This is a genomic window from Allobosea sp. NPDC055353 (assembly GCF_053644975.1).
Genome location: NZ_JBSHMC010000001.1, coordinates 64,201 through 80,800 on the forward strand (window position 1 = coordinate 64,201; position 16,600 = coordinate 80,800).

The 16,600-nt window shown below is 67.4% G+C and carries 16 protein-coding genes; 4 read left to right on the forward strand and 12 right to left on the reverse strand.

What is annotated here, in order from left to right; genetic code table 11:
* The first annotated feature begins 194 nt into the window (after positions 1-194).
* Positions 195-1,439: a flavin-dependent oxidoreductase gene (locus ACWIEX_RS00250; protein WP_454031159.1), complete on the forward strand. Its 1,245-nt coding sequence runs from the start codon at positions 195-197 to the stop codon at positions 1,437-1,439.
* Between the two features lie 147 nt (positions 1,440-1,586).
* Here the strand turns inward: ACWIEX_RS00250 and ACWIEX_RS00255 are convergent, their stop codons facing one another.
* The 6 genes from ACWIEX_RS00255 to ACWIEX_RS00280 form a co-directional block, all read right to left on the reverse strand.
* On the reverse strand, positions 1,587-2,045 hold the full coding sequence (locus ACWIEX_RS00255; protein WP_061966591.1) for a cupin domain-containing protein: 459 nt from the start codon (positions 2,043-2,045) through the stop codon (positions 1,587-1,589).
* Between the two features lie 55 nt (positions 2,046-2,100).
* Positions 2,101-2,799 (reverse strand): ABC transporter ATP-binding protein, encoded by a 699-nt coding sequence (locus ACWIEX_RS00260; RefSeq protein WP_454031160.1) that lies wholly within the window; start codon positions 2,797-2,799, stop codon positions 2,101-2,103.
* Between the two features lie 165 nt (positions 2,800-2,964).
* Positions 2,965-3,714: an ABC transporter ATP-binding protein gene (locus ACWIEX_RS00265; protein WP_454031161.1), complete on the reverse strand. Its 750-nt coding sequence runs from the start codon at positions 3,712-3,714 to the stop codon at positions 2,965-2,967.
* Positions 3,707-4,705 (reverse strand): branched-chain amino acid ABC transporter permease, encoded by a 999-nt coding sequence (locus ACWIEX_RS00270; protein ID WP_454031162.1) that lies wholly within the window; start codon positions 4,703-4,705, stop codon positions 3,707-3,709. The genes ACWIEX_RS00265 and ACWIEX_RS00270 overlap by 8 nt, the downstream gene beginning before the upstream one ends.
* A 2-nt stretch (positions 4,706-4,707) precedes the next feature.
* Positions 4,708-5,634, reverse strand: coding sequence for a branched-chain amino acid ABC transporter permease (locus ACWIEX_RS00275; RefSeq protein WP_454031163.1), 927 nt, complete (start codon positions 5,632-5,634; stop codon positions 4,708-4,710).
* Between the two features lie 202 nt (positions 5,635-5,836).
* Entirely contained in the window at positions 5,837-7,009 is a 1,173-nt protein-coding gene (locus tag ACWIEX_RS00280; RefSeq protein WP_454031164.1) for an ABC transporter substrate-binding protein, read from the reverse strand.
* Positions 7,010-7,252: 243 nt separating this feature from the next.
* Between ACWIEX_RS00280 and ACWIEX_RS00285 the strand changes: the two genes are divergently transcribed.
* Positions 7,253-8,200, forward strand: coding sequence for a carbohydrate kinase family protein (locus ACWIEX_RS00285; protein WP_454031165.1), 948 nt, complete (start codon positions 7,253-7,255; stop codon positions 8,198-8,200).
* A gap of 55 nt (positions 8,201-8,255) precedes the next feature.
* Here ACWIEX_RS00285 and ACWIEX_RS00290 read toward each other — a convergent pair whose 3' ends face one another.
* Both ACWIEX_RS00290 and ACWIEX_RS00295 read right to left on the reverse strand, forming a co-directional pair.
* Positions 8,256-9,170, reverse strand: a complete 915-nt coding sequence (locus ACWIEX_RS00290; protein WP_454031166.1) for a DMT family transporter — start codon at positions 9,168-9,170, stop codon at positions 8,256-8,258.
* Between the two features lie 6 nt (positions 9,171-9,176).
* A complete protein-coding gene (locus tag ACWIEX_RS00295; RefSeq protein ID WP_454031167.1) occupies positions 9,177-10,334 on the reverse strand; it encodes a trans-sulfuration enzyme family protein in 1,158 nt (385 codons plus the stop codon).
* Positions 10,335-10,462: 128 nt separating this feature from the next.
* On the opposite strand from ACWIEX_RS00295, the gene ACWIEX_RS00300 reads away from it, so the two are divergent.
* Both ACWIEX_RS00300 and ACWIEX_RS00305 read left to right on the forward strand, forming a co-directional pair.
* Positions 10,463-10,924: an Lrp/AsnC family transcriptional regulator gene (locus ACWIEX_RS00300; protein WP_454031168.1), complete on the forward strand. Its 462-nt coding sequence runs from the start codon at positions 10,463-10,465 to the stop codon at positions 10,922-10,924.
* A 118-nt stretch (positions 10,925-11,042) separates the two neighbouring features.
* Positions 11,043-12,206, forward strand: coding sequence for an AGE family epimerase/isomerase (locus ACWIEX_RS00305; protein WP_454031169.1), 1,164 nt, complete (start codon positions 11,043-11,045; stop codon positions 12,204-12,206).
* Here the strand turns inward: ACWIEX_RS00305 and ACWIEX_RS00310 are convergent.
* From ACWIEX_RS00310 to ACWIEX_RS00325, 4 genes are read right to left on the reverse strand one after another with little or no spacing between them, the layout of a single operon-like run.
* Complete coding sequence (locus ACWIEX_RS00310) at positions 12,203-13,186, reverse strand: ABC transporter ATP-binding protein (protein WP_454031170.1); 984 nt, start codon at positions 13,184-13,186, stop codon at positions 12,203-12,205. The two genes, ACWIEX_RS00305 and ACWIEX_RS00310, sit on opposite strands and share 4 nt — an antisense overlap.
* On the reverse strand, positions 13,183-14,163 hold the full coding sequence (locus ACWIEX_RS00315) for an ABC transporter ATP-binding protein (RefSeq protein WP_454031171.1): 981 nt from the start codon (positions 14,161-14,163) through the stop codon (positions 13,183-13,185). Before ACWIEX_RS00315 ends, ACWIEX_RS00310 begins: the two co-directional genes overlap by 4 nt.
* Positions 14,160-15,704, reverse strand: coding sequence for a gamma-glutamyltransferase (locus tag ACWIEX_RS00320; protein WP_454031172.1), 1,545 nt, complete (start codon positions 15,702-15,704; stop codon positions 14,160-14,162). The genes ACWIEX_RS00315 and ACWIEX_RS00320 overlap by 4 nt, the downstream gene beginning before the upstream one ends.
* Complete coding sequence (locus ACWIEX_RS00325) at positions 15,704-16,600, reverse strand: polysaccharide deacetylase family protein (RefSeq protein WP_454031173.1); 897 nt, start codon at positions 16,598-16,600, stop codon at positions 15,704-15,706. The genes ACWIEX_RS00320 and ACWIEX_RS00325 overlap by 1 nt, the downstream gene beginning before the upstream one ends.

A 16,600-nucleotide genomic window follows, 5' to 3' on the forward strand; every position in this document is an offset into this window, starting at 1 on the left:
CCGTCGTAGATATGGGCGATCGGCCGGCGCGCAACAACACCGCGATTGTTGCGGTAGGCGGTTGAACGAGGCTCCCGACAGGTTCTGTGTCAGGGCGCCGGCCCGGTGACCGTTCCCGCCGTGCGATGCGCGATTGACAACGGAAACCAGGATATTTCAAACTTAAAATATCGAGATCGCTGAGGGGCGACGTCATGCGGGTCATCATTGTCGGCGGTGGTATCGGCGGATTGACGCTGGCCTTGATGCTTCATGCCCGCGGGCTCAGCGCGACCGTCTACGAGCAGTCCAGCGAGATTCGCGAGGTCGGCGTCGGGATCAACACCTTGCCGCATGCGATTCGCGAGCTCGCCGATCTCGGCCTGCTGCCCGCACTGGACGAAGCCGGCATCCGCACGCGCGAACTGCATTATATGAACCGCTTCGGACAGACGGTCTGGCGCGAGCTGCGCGGCCTGCATGCCGGCGCGCCGGTGCCGCAATTCTCGATCCATCGCGGCCGGCTGCAATGCGTCATCCGCGACGCGGTTGCCGAGCGACTGGGCGCGGATGCGATCCGCACCGGGCGCCGTTTGCAGGGCTTCATCCAGGACGAGGGCGGCGTCACCGCGCATTTCAGCGATACGCGCTTCGGCGAGGCCGGCGAGACGGCGCGCGCCGACATCCTGGTCGGGGCCGACGGCATCCATTCCGCCGTGCGCAGGCACTACTTCCCCAATCAGGGGCCGCCGCGCTGGCAGGGCGTGCAGATGTGGCGCGGCGCCTGCGACTGGCCCGTCTTCCTCGATGGCGAGAGCATGATCATCGCCGGCGGCATGGCCGGAAAGCTGGTGCTCTATCCGATCGGCAAGGGCGCGACGCCGCAGACGCGCCTGACCAACTGGGTCGTGAATATCCGCACCGGCGATCCTGAAAAGCCCCCGCCGAAGGAGGCCTGGTCGAAGCCCGGCCGCCTTGAAGACGTGCTGCCCTTCGCCAAGCGCTTCAGCGTGCCCGGCATGGATATTCTCGGGCTGGTCCGCGCGACCTCTACCTTCTGGGAATATCCGATGTGCGACCGCGATCCGCTGCCGCGCTGGACCCATGGCCGCGTCACGCTGCTCGGCGATGCCGCCCATCCGATGTATCCGGTCGGTTCCAACGGTGCCTCGCAGGCGATCCTCGATGCACGCTGCCTCGCCGACTGGCTGGCAAAAGCCGAGCATCCGCGCCAGGCGCTGGCAGCCTATGAGGCCGAGCGCCTGCCGGCGACGGCGGAGGTGGTGGCGATGAACCGGGTCGGCGGGCCGGAGCGGGTCATCGATGCCGTCGAAGCTCTGGCGCCGCAAGGTTTCGATGATGTCGAGAAGGTACTCGACCGCACTTCACGCGAGCAGATCGTCAAGGGCTATGCCGGCAAGGCCGGGTTCTCGGCGGAGCAATTGGCGCGGAAGGGTTAGGCGAACGCGCCTTCCAAGGCGGGTCATCCCGGACGCAGCGAAGCGAAGATCCGGGAACCATGCCTGAACCTCTACCGGAGGCGCTCCGGAATGGATCCCGGGTCAAGCCCGGGATGACGGCGTGTTTCCTTACAATGCTCTTCCCCCTCAACCCGCGTCGGGCGGAGGCGGCAGGAAGTCGACCTCGTGCTTGGCCGCGAGCGCGACGACATCGGCCGGCTTCTGCTCGGCCATCGAATGCAGCCCCCAGAACAGATCGTAGAGCCGCGCCGTCGGCGAGACCCAGAACAGGCACTTCACCGTTGCGTCGCTCTTGTTGAACAGGCCGTGCGGGATGTTGCGCGGCAGGCGGATCAGGTCGCCGGCGGTGGCGAAGCTTTCCTTGCCGTCGAGCAGGAGGTCGAGCCGGCCCTCCAGCATGTAGATGAACTCCTCCTGCGTCGTGTGGATATGCGGCGGCACGAAGGTGCCGGGCGGCAGGGTCGCATGCCAGGAGAAGCTCTCCTCCGTCAGCGTCTTCGGCACATAGGTCTGGCCGAGGATGCTCCAGGAAATGCCCTCCAGGCCTTCATTGGCGCGCGTCACGCCGGCTGTCAGCGGGTTCATGGTTTGGCTCTCCTCATCTCCCGGCAGGCTGGCCGGAGGTTGTTGGCGTGATCTGCTAGAAGTGAAGGAAGCGGTCCTTCACGGCGCTGTCGCTGCGCAGTTCAGCGCTGGAGCCGCGCCAGACGACGCGCCCCTTCTCCAGTACGACATGGCGGTCGGCGATCCGGACGAGCGCATCGACATTCTTGTCGATGACGAGGATCGACTCGCCCTCCGCCTTCAAGGCCGTCAGGCAGTTCCAGATCTCCTCGCGGATCAGGGGGGCGAGCCCCTCCGTCGCCTCGTCGAGGATCGTCAACCTGGGATTGGTCATCAGGGCCCGGCCGATCGCCAGCATCTGCTGCTCGCCGCCGGAAAGCTGGTTGCCGCGGTTCTCCCGCCGCTCCTTGAGTCGCGGGAAGAAGGCGTAGATGCGTTCGAGGTCCCAGCGCTTCTTGCCGGAGCGGTCGGCCGCGGTGGCGATCAGGTTCTCTTCGACCGAGAGCGTCGGGAAGATCTGGCGGCCTTCCGGCACGAGGCCGATCCCGGCCTGCGCGATGCGGAAGGGCGCTGCGCCGGTCAGGTCGCGCCCGCCGAAGGCGATGCGTCCGGCCTTTGCCGGCAGCAGGCCCATGATCGTGCGCACCGTCGTGGTCTTGCCCATGCCGTTGCGGCCGAGCAGGGTCACGACCTCGCCTTCGCCGACGCTGAGATCGACCCCGAACAGGATCTGCGCCTCGCCATAGCCGGCATCGAGCCCTTCAACCGTCAACATGGCGCGCGCGCACCCGTTGTCATTCCGGGGCGCGCAGCGAACCCGGAACCCACGACTGGGTTCGACAAGCCCGAGACGTTGGTAAGGGCTCGCCCAGTCGTGGGTTCCGGGTTCTTCGCTTCGCGAAGCCCCGGAATGACAAGGTGAGAGCAATAGGCTGCCATCTCACCCCTCCTCGCCGAGATAGGCCTGCCGCACCGCCGGGTCGGCCCGGACCGCCGCCGGCGCGCCCGAGGCGATGACGCCGCCATAGACCAGCACGGTGACGCGGTCGGCCAGCGCGAAGACGGCGCTCATGTCGTGCTCGACCAGCAACATCGCAAAGCGGCCCTTGAGACTGTTCAGCAGCGCAATCAGGCGCTCGCCTTCCTCATGGCCGACGCCGGCGAGCGGCTCGTCGAGCAGAATGAGCTTCGGCTGCAGGGTCAGCGCCATCGCGATCTCCAGCGCACGCTTCTCGCCATGCGAGAGGCTGCCGGCCGAGGCATGGGCACGCTCGGCGAGGCCGACCGCTTCCAGCGCCTCCCAGGCGGGCGCGTTGAGCGCCTCGTCGCTGGCAGCATCGCGGAAGAGCGAGAGCGGATGGACGCTATGCGCCTGCACGCCGAGGGCGACATTCTCCAGCGCCGAGAGCGAGGGAATCGTCGAGGTGATCTGGAAGGTGCGGGCGAGCCCGGCCCGGGCCCGCGCCTGCGGCGGCAGGCGGGTGATGTCCTGTCCGCCGAACAGGATCGCGCCGGCATCCGGCTTCAGCGTTCCGGAGATCTGGTGGACCAGCGTGGTCTTGCCGGCGCCGTTGGGACCGATCAGGGCGTGCAATTCGCCGGGCGCGATGGTGAGGTCGACGCCGTTGGTGACCTTGAGCGCGCCGAACGACTTGGCGAGCCCTTTCAATGCGAGCGCCGGCTCAGTCATCGCGGCGCCCCCTGAACTTGTTGGCGAGGCCGGCAATGCCGCCATGGGTGAACAGCACGAAAAGCACGATCAACGGCCCGAAGATGACCTTCCAGTTATGCGTCAGCGACGAGAGCACGTCCTCGGTGACGAGGAAGGCGAGCGCGCCGAGGATCGCGCCATAGAGCGAGCCGACGCCGCCGAGCACGACCATGAAGATCAGTTCGCCCGAGCGCGACCAGGACATATAGGCCGGGCTGACGAAATCGGTCTGGTTGGCGAGCAGGAAGCCCGACAGGCCCGCCATCATGCCGCTGATCACATAGGCGCCGAGCCGGACATGGTTAACGTCGTAGCCGGTGACGGTGACGCGCACGGCGTTCTCGCGCGCCGCCCTGAGCACCCGGCCGAAGCGCGAGGCGACAAGGCGACGTGCCAGCCAGTAGCAGAAAGCCAGCGTGCCGAGCGCGATGTAGTAGAAGCCGGTGCGGTTGCCGAAGATCTCGTGCCCGAAGAACGTGCTCTTCTCGTAGAGCGTCAGGCCGTCATCGCCGCCATAGGCCGAGAGCGCCTGCGCGAAATAGAAGGCCATCTGCCCGAAGGCCAGCGTGATCATGATGAAGGCGACGCCGCGCGTCCGCAGCGAGACATAGCCGGTGACGGTCGCGAAGATGGCACAGGCCAGCAGAATGACCGGCAGCGCGACCAGAAGTTCGGTCTGTCCCTCGGTGATCAGGATGCCCGCGCCATAGGCGCCGATGCCGACGAAGGCGGCGTGGCCGAAGGAGATCAGTCCGCCGATGCCGAGAACGAGGTCGAGCGAGAGCGCCGCGATCGCGAAGATCATTGCCCGCGTCACCAGTGTCAGCCAATGCCCGGGCAGGCCGAGCGTGGAAGCAAGCGGCAAGAGGGCGAGCAGGGCGAAGATGACGAGTGGCGCGAGCCGGCGGGCAATCGGCGCGGGGGGCCGCGCCGCAATCACGGGAGTGGGTATCGAAGGAGCGCTCGCCATGCTCACGAGCGTCCCTTGGCTGGCAATAGCCCTTCCGGCCGCACGAACAGCACCGCTGCCATGACCAGATAGATCAGCATCGAGGATAGGGCAGCCCCGGTGGCGCGGGCCGAGGCCGGCGCCATGAACAGCCGGAGCAGGTCGTTCATCGAGGAGCGGCCGAGCGTGTCGACGAGCCCGACGATCAGCGCCCCGACGAAGGCGCCGCGGATCGAGCCGATGCCGCCGACGACGATGACCACGAAGGCGAGGATCAGCACCGTGTCGCCCATGCCGGGCTCGACCGAGAGGATCGGCGCCGCCATCGCCCCGGCGAAGCCGGCGAGCATGGTGCCGAAGGCGAAGACGACCATGAACAGCTTGCGGATATCGACGCCGAGCGCCGAGACCATCGGCGCGTTCGAGGCACCGGCCCGAAGCAGCATGCCGGCGCGCGTCTTCTCGACCACGAACCAGAGCAGCCCACCGACGCTTAAGCCGGCCCCGATCAGCGCGAAGCGGTAGACGGGGTAGAGGATGCCGTCCATCAATCGGACATTGCCGGAGAGGAATTCCGGCACCGGCACCGAGAGCGGCGCCGCCCCCCAGATCATCTTCACCGCCTGGTTGAGCAGCAGGATCAGCCCGAAGGTCGCCAGCACCTGATCGAGATGGTCTCGCTCATAGAGATGTCGGAAGACCAAAAATTCGAGGGCGAGCCCCAGCAGCAGCGCGGCCGCAAGCGCGAGCACGAGCCCCAGCAGGAAGGAGCCGGTCAGGCTGACGAAGGTCACGGCGAGATAGGCGCCGAGCATGTACTGGACGCCATGGGCGAGATTGATGAAGTCCATCACGCCGAAGACCAGCGTCAGCCCGGCCGCGACCAGGAACAGCAGGACGCCGAATTGGAGGCCGTTGAGAAGCTGGACGATCAGGAGGCTGAGGGTCATGGAAGGTGCTGTCGCCTGTTCACTCAGGGCACGGAGCCGTTGCCGTCTTTCCGGAAGGCGATTGCTTAAACCCGTCATGCTCGCCCTTGTGGCGAGCATCCACGTCTTGAACACGATCCTCAACGAGAGAAGACGTGGATGGTCGGGACAAGCCCGACCATGACGGCGGACGGATGGCGTCAGAGATATCTGACGCTTTGCCTTACTTCAGCGCGCAATCCTTGGCGTGCGGATCGGCGTAGTCCGAAAACACCTTCTGGGCGATCTCGGTCTGGAACTTGCCGTCGGCGCGCTTGGCGACCTTGACGAGATAGAAGTCCTGGATCGGATAGCCGTTGGTGTTGAACTTGAACTTGCCGCGCAGCGAGGTGAAATCGGCCTTCTTGATGGCCTCGCGCAGCTTGTCGGCATTGCCGGTGCCGCCCGCCGCCTTCACCGCGGAGTCGATCAGCATGGCCGCGTCGTAGGCTTGCTGGGCATAGGAGCCGGGCACGATCTTGTAGGCCGCCTCATAGGCTTTGACGAAATCCTTCGTCTGCGGGTTGTCCATGTTGGGCGCCCAGGTCATGCCGCCATAGAGGCCGACCGCGGCGTCCTGCTGCGCCGGCAGGGTCGATTCATCGACCGTGAAGGCGGAGAGGAACGGGATCTTGCCCTGCAGGCCGGCCTGCGACCACTGCTTGACGAAGTTGACGCCGAGCCCGCCGGGCAGGAAGGCGAAGACGACATCGGGCTTGGACGAGGCGATCTTGGCGAGGTCGGCCGAGAAATCCATCGCGTTCAGCGGGGCATAGACCTCGTCGACGATCTCGCCCTTGAAGTAGCGCTTGAAGCCGGCGAGCGAGTCCTTACCGGCCTGATAGTTCGGCGCGATGATATAGGCCTTCTTGTAGTTCTGATCCTGCGCGTATTTGCCGAGAACCTCGTGCACCTGATCGTTCTGGTAGGAGGTGACGAAGAAATTCTTGTTGCAGGCCTTGCCGGCCATGGTGGACGGGCCGGCATTCGGGCTGATCAGGAAGGCGCCGGAATCGAGCACTGGCTTGGCGATCGCGCCGAGGATGTTCGAGAAGACCGGGCCGACGACGAAGGCGGGCTTTTCGCTCTCGACGAACGAGCGCACGCGCTCGACCGCGACATCGGGCTTCAGCTCGTCGTCGATCACGGTGATCTTGACCGGGACGCCCCCGAGCTTGCCGCCGTTCTTGTCGACCGCGAGCTGGAAGCCGTCGCGGACCTGCTGGCCGAGCGAGGCGGCCGGGCCGGTCAGGACGCTGACCACGCCGATCTTGATCGGCTCTTGCGCCTGGGCCGAGGCGATGGATAGCGCCAGCGCGCCGCAACCGAGTGCCAGACCGAACCTGAGTGTCGTCATCGATGTCCTCCCGGACGAAGTTGAAGCGCGGCCCCGTTCCCTTGGATTTCTTTGGCTCGCGCGGACCATAATGTTTCAAGCTTAAAATATCTGCAAGTCGCAGTTTACGGAAATTTCGCGAGGTCTCCAAGGCGGATGGTGCGGCTTTGCACGCCAGCCGCCCGCAGCACCGGCGCGGCTTCCCGGAACGCGCGGCGTGCTGTTCAATGATCGCGCTATGACGGATATCGAAAGTCGGTTGCCATGATCCTGGTCTGCGGGGAAGCGCTGGTCGACCTGTTCGCCGGAGCGGGCGAGGGCAGCGAGATGCCGGCGCGGATCGTGGCCGGCGGCTCGCCCTTCAATGTCGCGATCGGCCTGGCCCGGCTCGGCGTCGAGGCCTCCTTTCTCGGCGGCGTCTCGCGCGACGGCTTCGGCACCCTGCTCGCCGACCTGCTGGCGCGGGAAGGTGTCGATAGCCGCCATCTGGTCCGGACCGAGCGGCTCACCACCATTTCGGTCGTGGCGACCGGCAAGGACGGTCATCCCAGCTATTCGTTCCATGGCGAAGGCGCTGCCGACCGCTCGCTTACCTCTGCCGACCTGCCATCGGTTCTGCCGGACACGGTCCGGGCGCTGACCTTCGGGTCCTACACGATGGCAGTCGAGCCTGTCGGATCGGCCTTCGCGGCGTTGGCCGAGCGGGAACGCGGCCGGCGCGTCATCAGCGTCGACCCCAACCTGCGCCCCACCGTGATCGGCGACATGTCCGGCTGGCATCGGGCGGCAGAGCGCTTCTATCGGACGGCGACGGTGATCAAGGCGAGCGACGAGGATATCCACATCGCCTGGGACGGGCAGCTCGGCATGGCCGAGGCCGCTGCCTATTGGCTCGGTCTCGGTGCGCGGCTCGTCGTCATCACGCAGGGCGGGCAGGGCGCCACCGCATTCTCCGCGGCCGGGCAGGTTTCCGTGCCGGGCCACGCGGTTGCCGTGCAGGACACCGTCGGTGCGGGCGATACCTTCCACGCCGCGCTGCTCGCGCGGCTTGCGCAGACCGGCCGGCTCAACCCCGAGGCGATCGCGGAGCTCGACCGCGAGGCCCTGGCCGGCCTCCTCTCCTACGCCGCCGCGGCTGCGGCGATCACGGTCACGCGCCGGGGCGCTGACCTCCCGACTGCGGCCGAGGTCGAGGCCATCGGGTTTCGATAGCTCCGGGAAGGGCCGGCTTCGCCGCGCTCGCGATGACGGCGCGGCTTTGTCGAATTCAGGCTTCGCGGCGTGCCGGCTCGCGCCGCAGCGCCAGGGCGACGCCGCCGATGGTCAGCACGATCGCGACCAGTTCCCGGAGCCCGAGCGTCTCGCCGAGGAGCGGCACGGCGGTCAGCGTTCCCACCACCGGCACGATCAGCATGCTGGTCGCGGCGACCGCGGTCGGCAGCCGCCTGAGCGCGCCAAACCAGGTGAGATAGCAGAGCGCCATCGGGCCGACGGCCATGTAGGCGAGTCCGAGCGCACCCGGGGCCGAGAGCGCGGAGATGTTCGGCCGCTCCAGCACAAGGCCCAGAACGACCATCGGCAGGCAGCCGAGGGCGACCTGCCAGGCCGCAACGGCCGGGCCCGGCATGGCGAGAGGTTTCCGCGCCTTCACCGTGCCGAGCGCAAACAGCACGGCCGCCGCGAAGGCGAACAGCACGCCGGGCAGCTTGGCCGCCGTGAATTCGGGCCCGCCCATCAGAACGGCCATGCCGGTGAGGCTCAGGCCCAGCGCCACCAGGCTGCGCCGGGTCGGCCGGGCGCCGAGCAGGGGCCAGGCCATCATCATCGCCCAGATCGGCATCGAATAGGCGATCAACGCCCCTTCCGAGACCTTGAGCCAGTTCAGCGCGAGCGCGGTAAAGCCCATCCAGGCGAAGACATTGATCGAGGCCGCAATCACGAGAGGCACGCGCGCTTCCCGCGGCACGGCAAGCCTATCGCCGCGAGCCATCGCGAGCAGGGCGAGGCACAGCGCGCCGAGCAAGCCGGCCGTCCCACGGGCGAAGAGCGGGGGCCAGTCCTGCAGGACGAATTTCAGCACCGTCCAGTTCAGGCCCCAGCCGAAGGCCGTCACGAGCAGCAGGACCTTGCCGACCGTCTGGCTGGCCGGTACGGACGCGGAACCTGTCGCGGAGATCGGCATGGCGCTTTACGCGTGATGCCCGGCCTTCAGGGCCTGGTCGAGATCGGCATAGAGGTCATCGATATCCTCGATGCCGGTCGAGAGGCGCAGCAGGTCGGTCGGGCAGGGCGAGCCGGCGCCCTCGATCGAGGCGCGATGCTCGATCAGGCTTTCGACGCCGCCGAGCGAGGTGGCGCGCTTGTAAAGTTCGACATGAGCCGCTGTGGCAACCGCCGCCGTCTCGCCGCCGGTGACCTGCACCGAGAGCATATAGCCGAAGCCGTTCTCCATCTGCCGCGCCGCGATATCGTGGCCGGGATGCTGCGGCAGGCCGGGATAGAGCACGCGTGCCACCAGCGGATGGGCCGAGAGCCGCTGGGCCAGCGCCATCGCCGAGGCCGACTGGCGCTCCTGCCGGACATGGAGCGTGCGCATGCCGCGCATCAGCAGGTAGGCCTCGAACGGGCCGAGAATTCCGCCCTGGCCCTTCCGCACCGTCTTGACCCGGTTCCAGAACTCATCGTCCTCGCGGGCGCAGAGCGCACCGGCGACGACGTCGGAATGGCCGTTCAGCACTTTTGTGGCGGCATGCATGACGATGTCGGCACCGAGCGTCAGCGGGCGGGTATGGACCGGCGAGGCGCAAGTCGAGTCGACCGCGAGCTTCGCGCCGGCCTTGTGCGCGATCTCAGCCGCGCCGGCGATATCGGTGATCGTCCAGAGCGGGTTCGACGGAGTCTCGATCCAGACCAGCTTGGTCGCACCCGGCTTCACTGCGGCCTTCAGCGCGGCGAGGTCGTCGGTTTCGACGAAATCGACCTTGATGCCCCAGCGCGTCGCCTCGTTGAGCAGCCACGCCCTGAGCGCCCAGTACATGACCTTGGAGGCGACGACATGGTCGCCGGGCGAGAGCGCCTGGAACACGGCGGTCGCCGCCGCCATCCCGGAGCCGAACAGCAGCGCGCCGGCCTTGGCCTCCTCGAGCATGGCGAGCACGGCCTGCGCCTCATGCACCGTCTCGTTGTCGGGCCGGCCATAGATGAAGCCGGTCGAATAGCCGTTATCCTCGTCGCGGATATAGGTCGTCGAGATATGGATCGGCGGCACCACGCCCCTGGTGGTCGGGTCGATCTTGCCCATGGCCTGCGCGGCAAGGCTTCTCTTGGTCCACTTCGTCGCAGTCATGATCTGTTTTCCGATTTCGTCAGAGCCGGCGGGTCGGCGCATCGAAGGTGACCATGCCGGCAAGTGCTTGGCGATTGTCGCCCAATTTTGCTATTGAATGACGAATTTCGCCGATCATAGGACTTCCGGTGGCTAAAACGGTCGATCTCGACAAGTTCGATTACGCCTTGCTGAAGGAGATGCAGGCCGATAACCAGACGCCGGCGCGCGTGCTGGCCGAGCGTGTGGGCCTGTCTCAGAGCGCTGTGCTGCGGCGGCTCCGGCGCCTGCGGGCGGAGAAGGTCATCACCGCCGATGTCTCGGTCGTCAGCCCGGCAGTCATGGGCGTGCCGGTAACGGTGCATGTCACCGTCTCGATCATCCAGGGCTCGCGGACCTATGGCGATTTCGCCCGCAAGCTCCAGGCCCGGCCCGAGATCAAGCAGGCCTCCTATGTCACCGGCAGCGCCGATTTCGTGCTGCATCTCCAGGTCGAGAGCATGGCCGCTTACGCGGCCTTCACGCGCGAGGTCTTCCATGACGATCCGAATGTCGCGGAATACCACAGCTTTATCGCCATGCGGGAAGTCGTCGGCCGGGGTGCGCTGTAGCGCTCTGCGCTGGGCGATGTGGACGCAGGTCCCGGCTATCGCTATCGGCTCAAAGCCGTAGCGGCGCGGCGAGAAGCGCCGCTGTCGCCCGTTCTTTCCTCGCCGAGGATATCGCTTGATGACGCATGAAGAGGCCCCGAAGGCTGTGTCCGGCCTGCCTTCAAAGGCGTGGCTCAAGGAAACCCTCATCCCGGCCTGGATCGATCGCGCCGTTCGCCCCGGTCACGCCGGCTTCGTCGAGATGTTCGATCCGGCCGATCCGGATCGCGAGCCCGGCCCGGTGAAAACGACTCTGGTCACCGCCCGTCTGACCTATGTCTTCAGCCACGCCCATCTGCTCGATCCGCAAGGGGATGCGTTGGCTGCTGCCCGCCACGGCTTCGCCTTCCTGCGCGATGCCTGCCGCGAAGGTGGACGAGGGCGCTTCCTGCACTCCGTTCGCGAGGATGGCACGCCGGTCGATGCCCGCACCGATCTCTACGACCTCGCATTCGTCCTCTTCGCTATGGCCTGGTACTATCGTGCGACGCGGGATCAGGCCGCGCTGGTGATTGCCGACGAGGTAATCGGCTTCATCGAAAGCGAAATGGCGCATCCGCAAGGCGGGTTCGCCGAGGATACGCTGGGCACGCTGCCGCGCCGGCAGAACCCGCATATGCATCTGCTCGAGGCCTTTCACGCGCTGGCGGAGGCGACCGGCGAACAACGCTGGCTCGACCATGCCAGTGCAATCGTTCGGCTCGCGCGCGAGCATCTGGTCGATGCCGGAACCGGCACGCTCGGCGAGTATTTTACCGATGACTGGAAGCCGGCTTCCGGTGCGGCCGGTCTGGTCTGTGAGCCCGGCCATCATTTCGAATGGACCTGGCTTCTGCTGCACCACTGGCGCCTGACGGGTGACACGCAGGCGCGCGATCTGGCGGAGAGGCTCTATGGCTTCGCGATCCGGCATGGCCTCGACGATGGTTCGGCAGGTCCGCTCGCCGCCTTCGACGTGTTCGACCGATCAGGCAATGTCACGGCGTCGACGAAGCTGCTCTGGCCTCAGACCGAGGCGATCAAGGCCTTCCTGGCCCGGATCGAATTCCTGGATGATGCGGACGCGGCAGCGCGCCTCGACAAGCATCTCGCCAGCCTGTTCCGCTGGTTTGTCGCGCCCGATACGGGCTTCTGGTTCAACCAGCTCGCGAAGGATGGAACGCCGACCCAGACCGTGATCCCGGTGCGAGTGCTCTACCATCTCCTGCTCGCCCTCGCGGAATGGGAGCGCGTCCGCGGCTAGCGGATCGCCTGCCGCCCGACATGGACGCAAGCCGCCTCGGTGCCCGCATCGCCCTTGGCGAGCGGAAAACGCTCCTCGGCGCAGACCGCGATCCGCTCCGGGCAGCGCGTCACGAAGGGGCAGCCGACCGGCGGCGACAGCGGGCTCGGCAGGTCGCCGCTCAGGATGATCTTCTCCCGGTTGCGCTGCGCCCGCGGGTCCGGCAGCGGGATCGCCGAGAGCAGTGCCTTGGTATAGGGGTGCTGCGGCCGCTCGAAGATCGCATCGACCGGACCCTGCTCGGCGACCGTGCCGAGATAGAGCACCATCGCTTCATCGGCGATGTGCCGGACGACCGAGAGGTCATGCGAGATGAAGAGATAGGACAGGCCGAGATCGCGCTGCAGTTCCAGCAGCAGGTTGAGCACCTGCGAGCGGATCGAGACGTCGAGCGCCGAGACCGGCTCGTCGAGAACGAGCAGGCGGGGTGACAGGGAGAGCGCCCGCGCAATGACGACGCGCTGGCGCTGCCCGCCCGAAAGTGCGCTGGGCAGCCGTTCCGCCAGCGCGGCGGGCAGGCCGACGCGATCCAATAACTCGGCGACGCGGGCCTTGCGGTCGACGCGGCTGCGGCCTGCGATGGCGAGCGGCTCAGCGATGCTGTCCGCGATCGTCATCTTGGGGTCGAGCGCCGAGGACGGGTCCTGGAAGACGATCTGGATATCCTGCGCCAGCGCCGCCCGCTCGCGCCGCTTGAGCGCGGTGATGTCGCGCCCGTCGAAGCGGATCGTGCCAGCCGTCGCCCGCTCCAGCCCGACCACGGCATAGGCCGTCGTCGACTTGCCGCAGCCGGATTCGCCGACGAGCGCCAGCGTCTTTCCAGGCTGAAGGTTGAGGGAAATGCCGTCGACCGCCTTGACCACGCCGCCCGGCGTGCCGATGCCGCCGCGCAGCGGGAAATGCACCTTGAGGTCGCGGACTTCCAGCAAAGGCTCGCTCATGCCATCGCCTCCAGCCGGTCGACATGCCAGCAGGCGGCGCGGTGGGAGGCGCCGACAGCGACGGCGGGCGGCACCTCAACGCAGGCCTCATCGGCGAGTGGGCAGCGCGTGCGGAAGCGGCAGCCTTCCGGCCAGGCGCCGGCTGGCGGCACCATGCCCTCGATCGTGCGCAGTACCGTCTTCCTCGCGCCGTCGAGCTTCGGGATCGTGCCCAGCAGCAGGCGGGTATAGGGATGGCTCGGTTCGGCGAAGATGGCATCGACCGGGCCGCTCTCGACGATCCGGCCGCCATACATCACGCAGACATCGTCGGCGAGATCGGCGACCACGCCCATGTCGTGGGTGATCAGCACGACCGCGCTGCCGACCTCGTCGCGCAAACGGCGCATCAGGTCGAGGATCTGCGCTTGGATGGTGACGTCAAGCGCGGTCGTCGGCTCGTCGGCGATCAATAGCGAGGGCCGGCAGATCAGGGCCGAGGCGATCATGATGCGCTGGCACATGCCGCCAGAGAGTTCGAACGGATATTGCCGGGCGCGCCGTGCCGGGTCGGGGATACCGACGCGGGCCATGATCGCGATCGCCTCCTCGCGCGCAGCGGCGCGCGACAGGCCGCGATGCAGGAGAAGTGCTTCCTCGACCTGCTCGCCGACCCGCATCAGCGGATTGAGTGACGCGACCGGCTCCTGGAAGATGATCGCCGCATCGTTGCCGCGCACCTGCGAAAGCTCTGCTTCGGAAAGCCCCGTCAACTCGCGCCCGCCGAGCCGGATCGAGCCGGCAGACACCCGCGCCGCGCCCGGCAGCAGGCCGAGCACGGAGAGCGCCGTCAGGCTCTTGCCGCAGCCGGATTCGCCGACGATCGCAAGGATGCGGCCGGTCTCGACGCCGAGCGAGACGCCATCGACGATGCGGTGGCCATCGATCTCGATCGCGAGCCCTTCGATCGCCAGCATCGGGGCGGCAGGCTCGCTCATGCCGAAGCTGCCGCGACCGCGGCCCAAGGGCTGGTCGGATGGGCCATGCCGAGGAAACCGCCATCTTCAGCTCGCATCACGGCCGAGGGAACCGAGAAGTTCACCGGATAGAGCGTGTCCTCGACGATCTCGACCGGGAAGGCGCCGGCGATCCGCGCGGCCACGTCCGACTCCGCCCGGGCGTCGACCTTGATGCGCGGGGTCGAAGCGTCGATACGCGGCCGGTGGAAGACGTCTTCGAGCGACAGACCGAAATCGGCCATGCCGGAGATCATCTGCAACAGCGTCGGGAAGATGGTGCGGCCACCGGCGGCGCCGATGGCGAGCCAGGGCCTGCCGCCGCGGCTCAGCACCAGCGGGCACATGTTCGCGAGCGGCTTGACGCCGGGCGCCATGCTGTTGGGTTGGCCGGGACGCGGATCGAACCACATCATGCCGTTATTCATGATGATGCCGGCGCGGGGCAGCGCCACCCGCGCCCCGAAGCGCGAGAGCAGCGTGTTGGTCAGCGAGACCATGTTGCCGTCGCGATCGACGACGCTGACATGCGAGGTGCAGCCGGCCTGCGGCGTCGCGGCATGGCCGAGGCTGTTCAGCCTCACCGCATAAGCCTCGCGGATCGCCGTTGCATAAGTCAGGGCCGCATCGGCCTCGGAACTGCCCTGCCCAAGGGTGTGCGCTTCCACGCGCCGCGCGGCGTCGAAGAAGGTCGGGCCGCCGCTGAGGCCGGGGATGGCGGCGATGTCGAGATCACGATAGCGCCCGGTCAGGGCGGGCGACCAGACGGCCTGGTAGCCCGCGAGATCGTCCGCCCGGATCGCCGAACCGCCGGCTTCGAGATCATCAGCGATCAGGCGCGCAGCCTCGCCTTCGTAGAAGTCGCGCGCACCGGCCTTTGCCAGCCGCTTCAGCAGCTCTGCCTTGTTCGTCATCGGCTTGAAGCGGCGGGTATCGGCCCCGGCTTTGGGCGGCTGACCATTGTCCAGCAGCAGCGCCGAGATGGCCGGATCGCGCGACAGGCCGGCGACCTCGACCGCGATGCAGAGAGCGGCGTACCAGTCGATCTCCAGCCCGCGCTCGGCATGCTCGATCGCCGGCTGCAGCGCCTCGTTCCAGGAGATCGTGCCGTAGCGCTCCAGTGCGGCGGAAAAGCCGGCGATGGCGCCGGGCACACAGATCGCGCTGTAGCCGGCGACATTGCGCTCGCCCGCCACGGCAGGCCAGGCGAACCAGTTGCCCGAGCCCGCATCGGTCAGCGGATAATCCGCCGGGTCGAGCCTGCGCGGCGAGCGCACGTTGAAATCGAGCGTATCGAGCGCGCCCGTCTTGCTGTCGGCATGGATCAGGAAGCCGCCGCCGCCCACGCCGGAGAGCCATGGCTCGACGATGCTCAGCACCAGCGCGGTGACGATCGCCGCGTCCATCGCATTGCCGCCCCGCGCGAGCACGGCGGCGCCGGCCTCGGCGGCATGGCGGTTCTGCGCGGCGACAAGCCCGTGCGGCGAGCGGACGGCGGGGCGGCGGATGCTGAAGGTCTGCATCAGGCTTTGGTCCTGAAGCGCAAGGGCGCGCTCGGTTGCGGCAGGCGCATGGGCACGCTGAAGCGCTGCGCGTTGGCGCTCGCGGCGTGATGCGCCGCGAGTTCGCCGACTGTCGCGATCCAGACACCGGGCGAGGCGGTTACCACGTCGAGCAGCTTCTCCAGCATGCGCACGCGCCCGGCCCGGCCGGAGATCCAGTCGTGGACGGTGAGCATCATCATCCGCCCCTCGCGATGCAGCACCTCCCATTCGTCGAGCCATGCATCGAGGATGCCGTTCTGCGGCGATGGTGGGGCGCGGTCCTGGGCGCTGCCGGTGAAGCGGAAATAGATGGCGTCGTCGACGGCCCAGAGCACCGGGACCTGCGTCACCCCGTCGATGGTGTAGGGGTGGTCGAAGCCCATCAGCGAGGAATCGTAGAGCCCGCGCCGCTTCACCTCCTCCAGCATGAACGGCGTCATCTCCCAGGCCGGCGAGCGGAAGCCTTTGGGCACGACGCCCGCCTGGCTCTTGAACAACGCGAGCGACTCGTCCATCGCCCGCGCGAATTCCTCCGGCCCGGCCTCGGTCGCGAGTTCGTGGAAATAGCCGTGCAGGCCGATCTCGTGGCCGCGCGCGACGAAGGCCGGCAGCAGCTCCGGATGGTTCTTCGCGATCAGCCCCGGCACGAACAGCGTCGCCTTGATACTGTGCCGATCGAGCAAGTCGAGCAGGCGCCAGATGCCGACGCGCGGGCCGAACAGCCTTTGCTCGATTTGCCCGAGCGCGACCGGCGCGCCTTCCGGCAGGCTCCACTGATAGGGGCTCTCCGCATCGACATCGATGGTGAAGCAGAAGGCGCTGGACTTGCCTTCGGGCCATTCATAGGCGGGGCGGGCGGCGTTGGGGCCGGTCAT

What these genes read in the sequence shown, in the direction of transcription:
- ACWIEX_RS00250 (WP_454031159.1), top strand. Translation starts at nt 195, where the DNA reads ATGCGGGTCATCATTGTCGGCGGTGGTATCGGCGGATTGACGCTGGCC.
- ACWIEX_RS00255 (WP_061966591.1), bottom strand. Translation starts at nt 2,045, where the DNA reads ATGAACCCGCTGACAGCCGGCGTGACGCGCGCCAATGAAGGCCTGGAG.
- ACWIEX_RS00260 (WP_454031160.1), bottom strand. Translation starts at nt 2,799, where the DNA reads ATGTTGACGGTTGAAGGGCTCGATGCCGGCTATGGCGAGGCGCAGATC.
- ACWIEX_RS00265 (WP_454031161.1), bottom strand. Translation starts at nt 3,714, where the DNA reads ATGACTGAGCCGGCGCTCGCATTGAAAGGGCTCGCCAAGTCGTTCGGC.
- ACWIEX_RS00270 (WP_454031162.1), bottom strand. Translation starts at nt 4,705, where the DNA reads ATGGCGAGCGCTCCTTCGATACCCACTCCCGTGATTGCGGCGCGGCCC.
- ACWIEX_RS00275 (WP_454031163.1), bottom strand. Translation starts at nt 5,634, where the DNA reads ATGACCCTCAGCCTCCTGATCGTCCAGCTTCTCAACGGCCTCCAATTC.
- ACWIEX_RS00280 (WP_454031164.1), bottom strand. Translation starts at nt 7,009, where the DNA reads ATGACGACACTCAGGTTCGGTCTGGCACTCGGTTGCGGCGCGCTGGCG.
- ACWIEX_RS00285 (WP_454031165.1), top strand. Translation starts at nt 7,253, where the DNA reads ATGATCCTGGTCTGCGGGGAAGCGCTGGTCGACCTGTTCGCCGGAGCG.
- ACWIEX_RS00290 (WP_454031166.1), bottom strand. Translation starts at nt 9,170, where the DNA reads ATGCCGATCTCCGCGACAGGTTCCGCGTCCGTACCGGCCAGCCAGACG.
- ACWIEX_RS00295 (WP_454031167.1), bottom strand. Translation starts at nt 10,334, where the DNA reads ATGACTGCGACGAAGTGGACCAAGAGAAGCCTTGCCGCGCAGGCCATG.
- ACWIEX_RS00305 (WP_454031169.1), top strand. Translation starts at nt 11,043, where the DNA reads ATGACGCATGAAGAGGCCCCGAAGGCTGTGTCCGGCCTGCCTTCAAAG.
- ACWIEX_RS00310 (WP_454031170.1), bottom strand. Translation starts at nt 13,186, where the DNA reads ATGAGCGAGCCTTTGCTGGAAGTCCGCGACCTCAAGGTGCATTTCCCG.
- ACWIEX_RS00315 (WP_454031171.1), bottom strand. Translation starts at nt 14,163, where the DNA reads ATGAGCGAGCCTGCCGCCCCGATGCTGGCGATCGAAGGGCTCGCGATC.
- ACWIEX_RS00320 (WP_454031172.1), bottom strand. Translation starts at nt 15,704, where the DNA reads ATGCAGACCTTCAGCATCCGCCGCCCCGCCGTCCGCTCGCCGCACGGG.
- ACWIEX_RS00325 (WP_454031173.1), bottom strand. Translation starts at nt 16,600, where the DNA reads ATGACCGGCCCCAACGCCGCCCGCCCCGCCTATGAATGGCCCGAAGGC.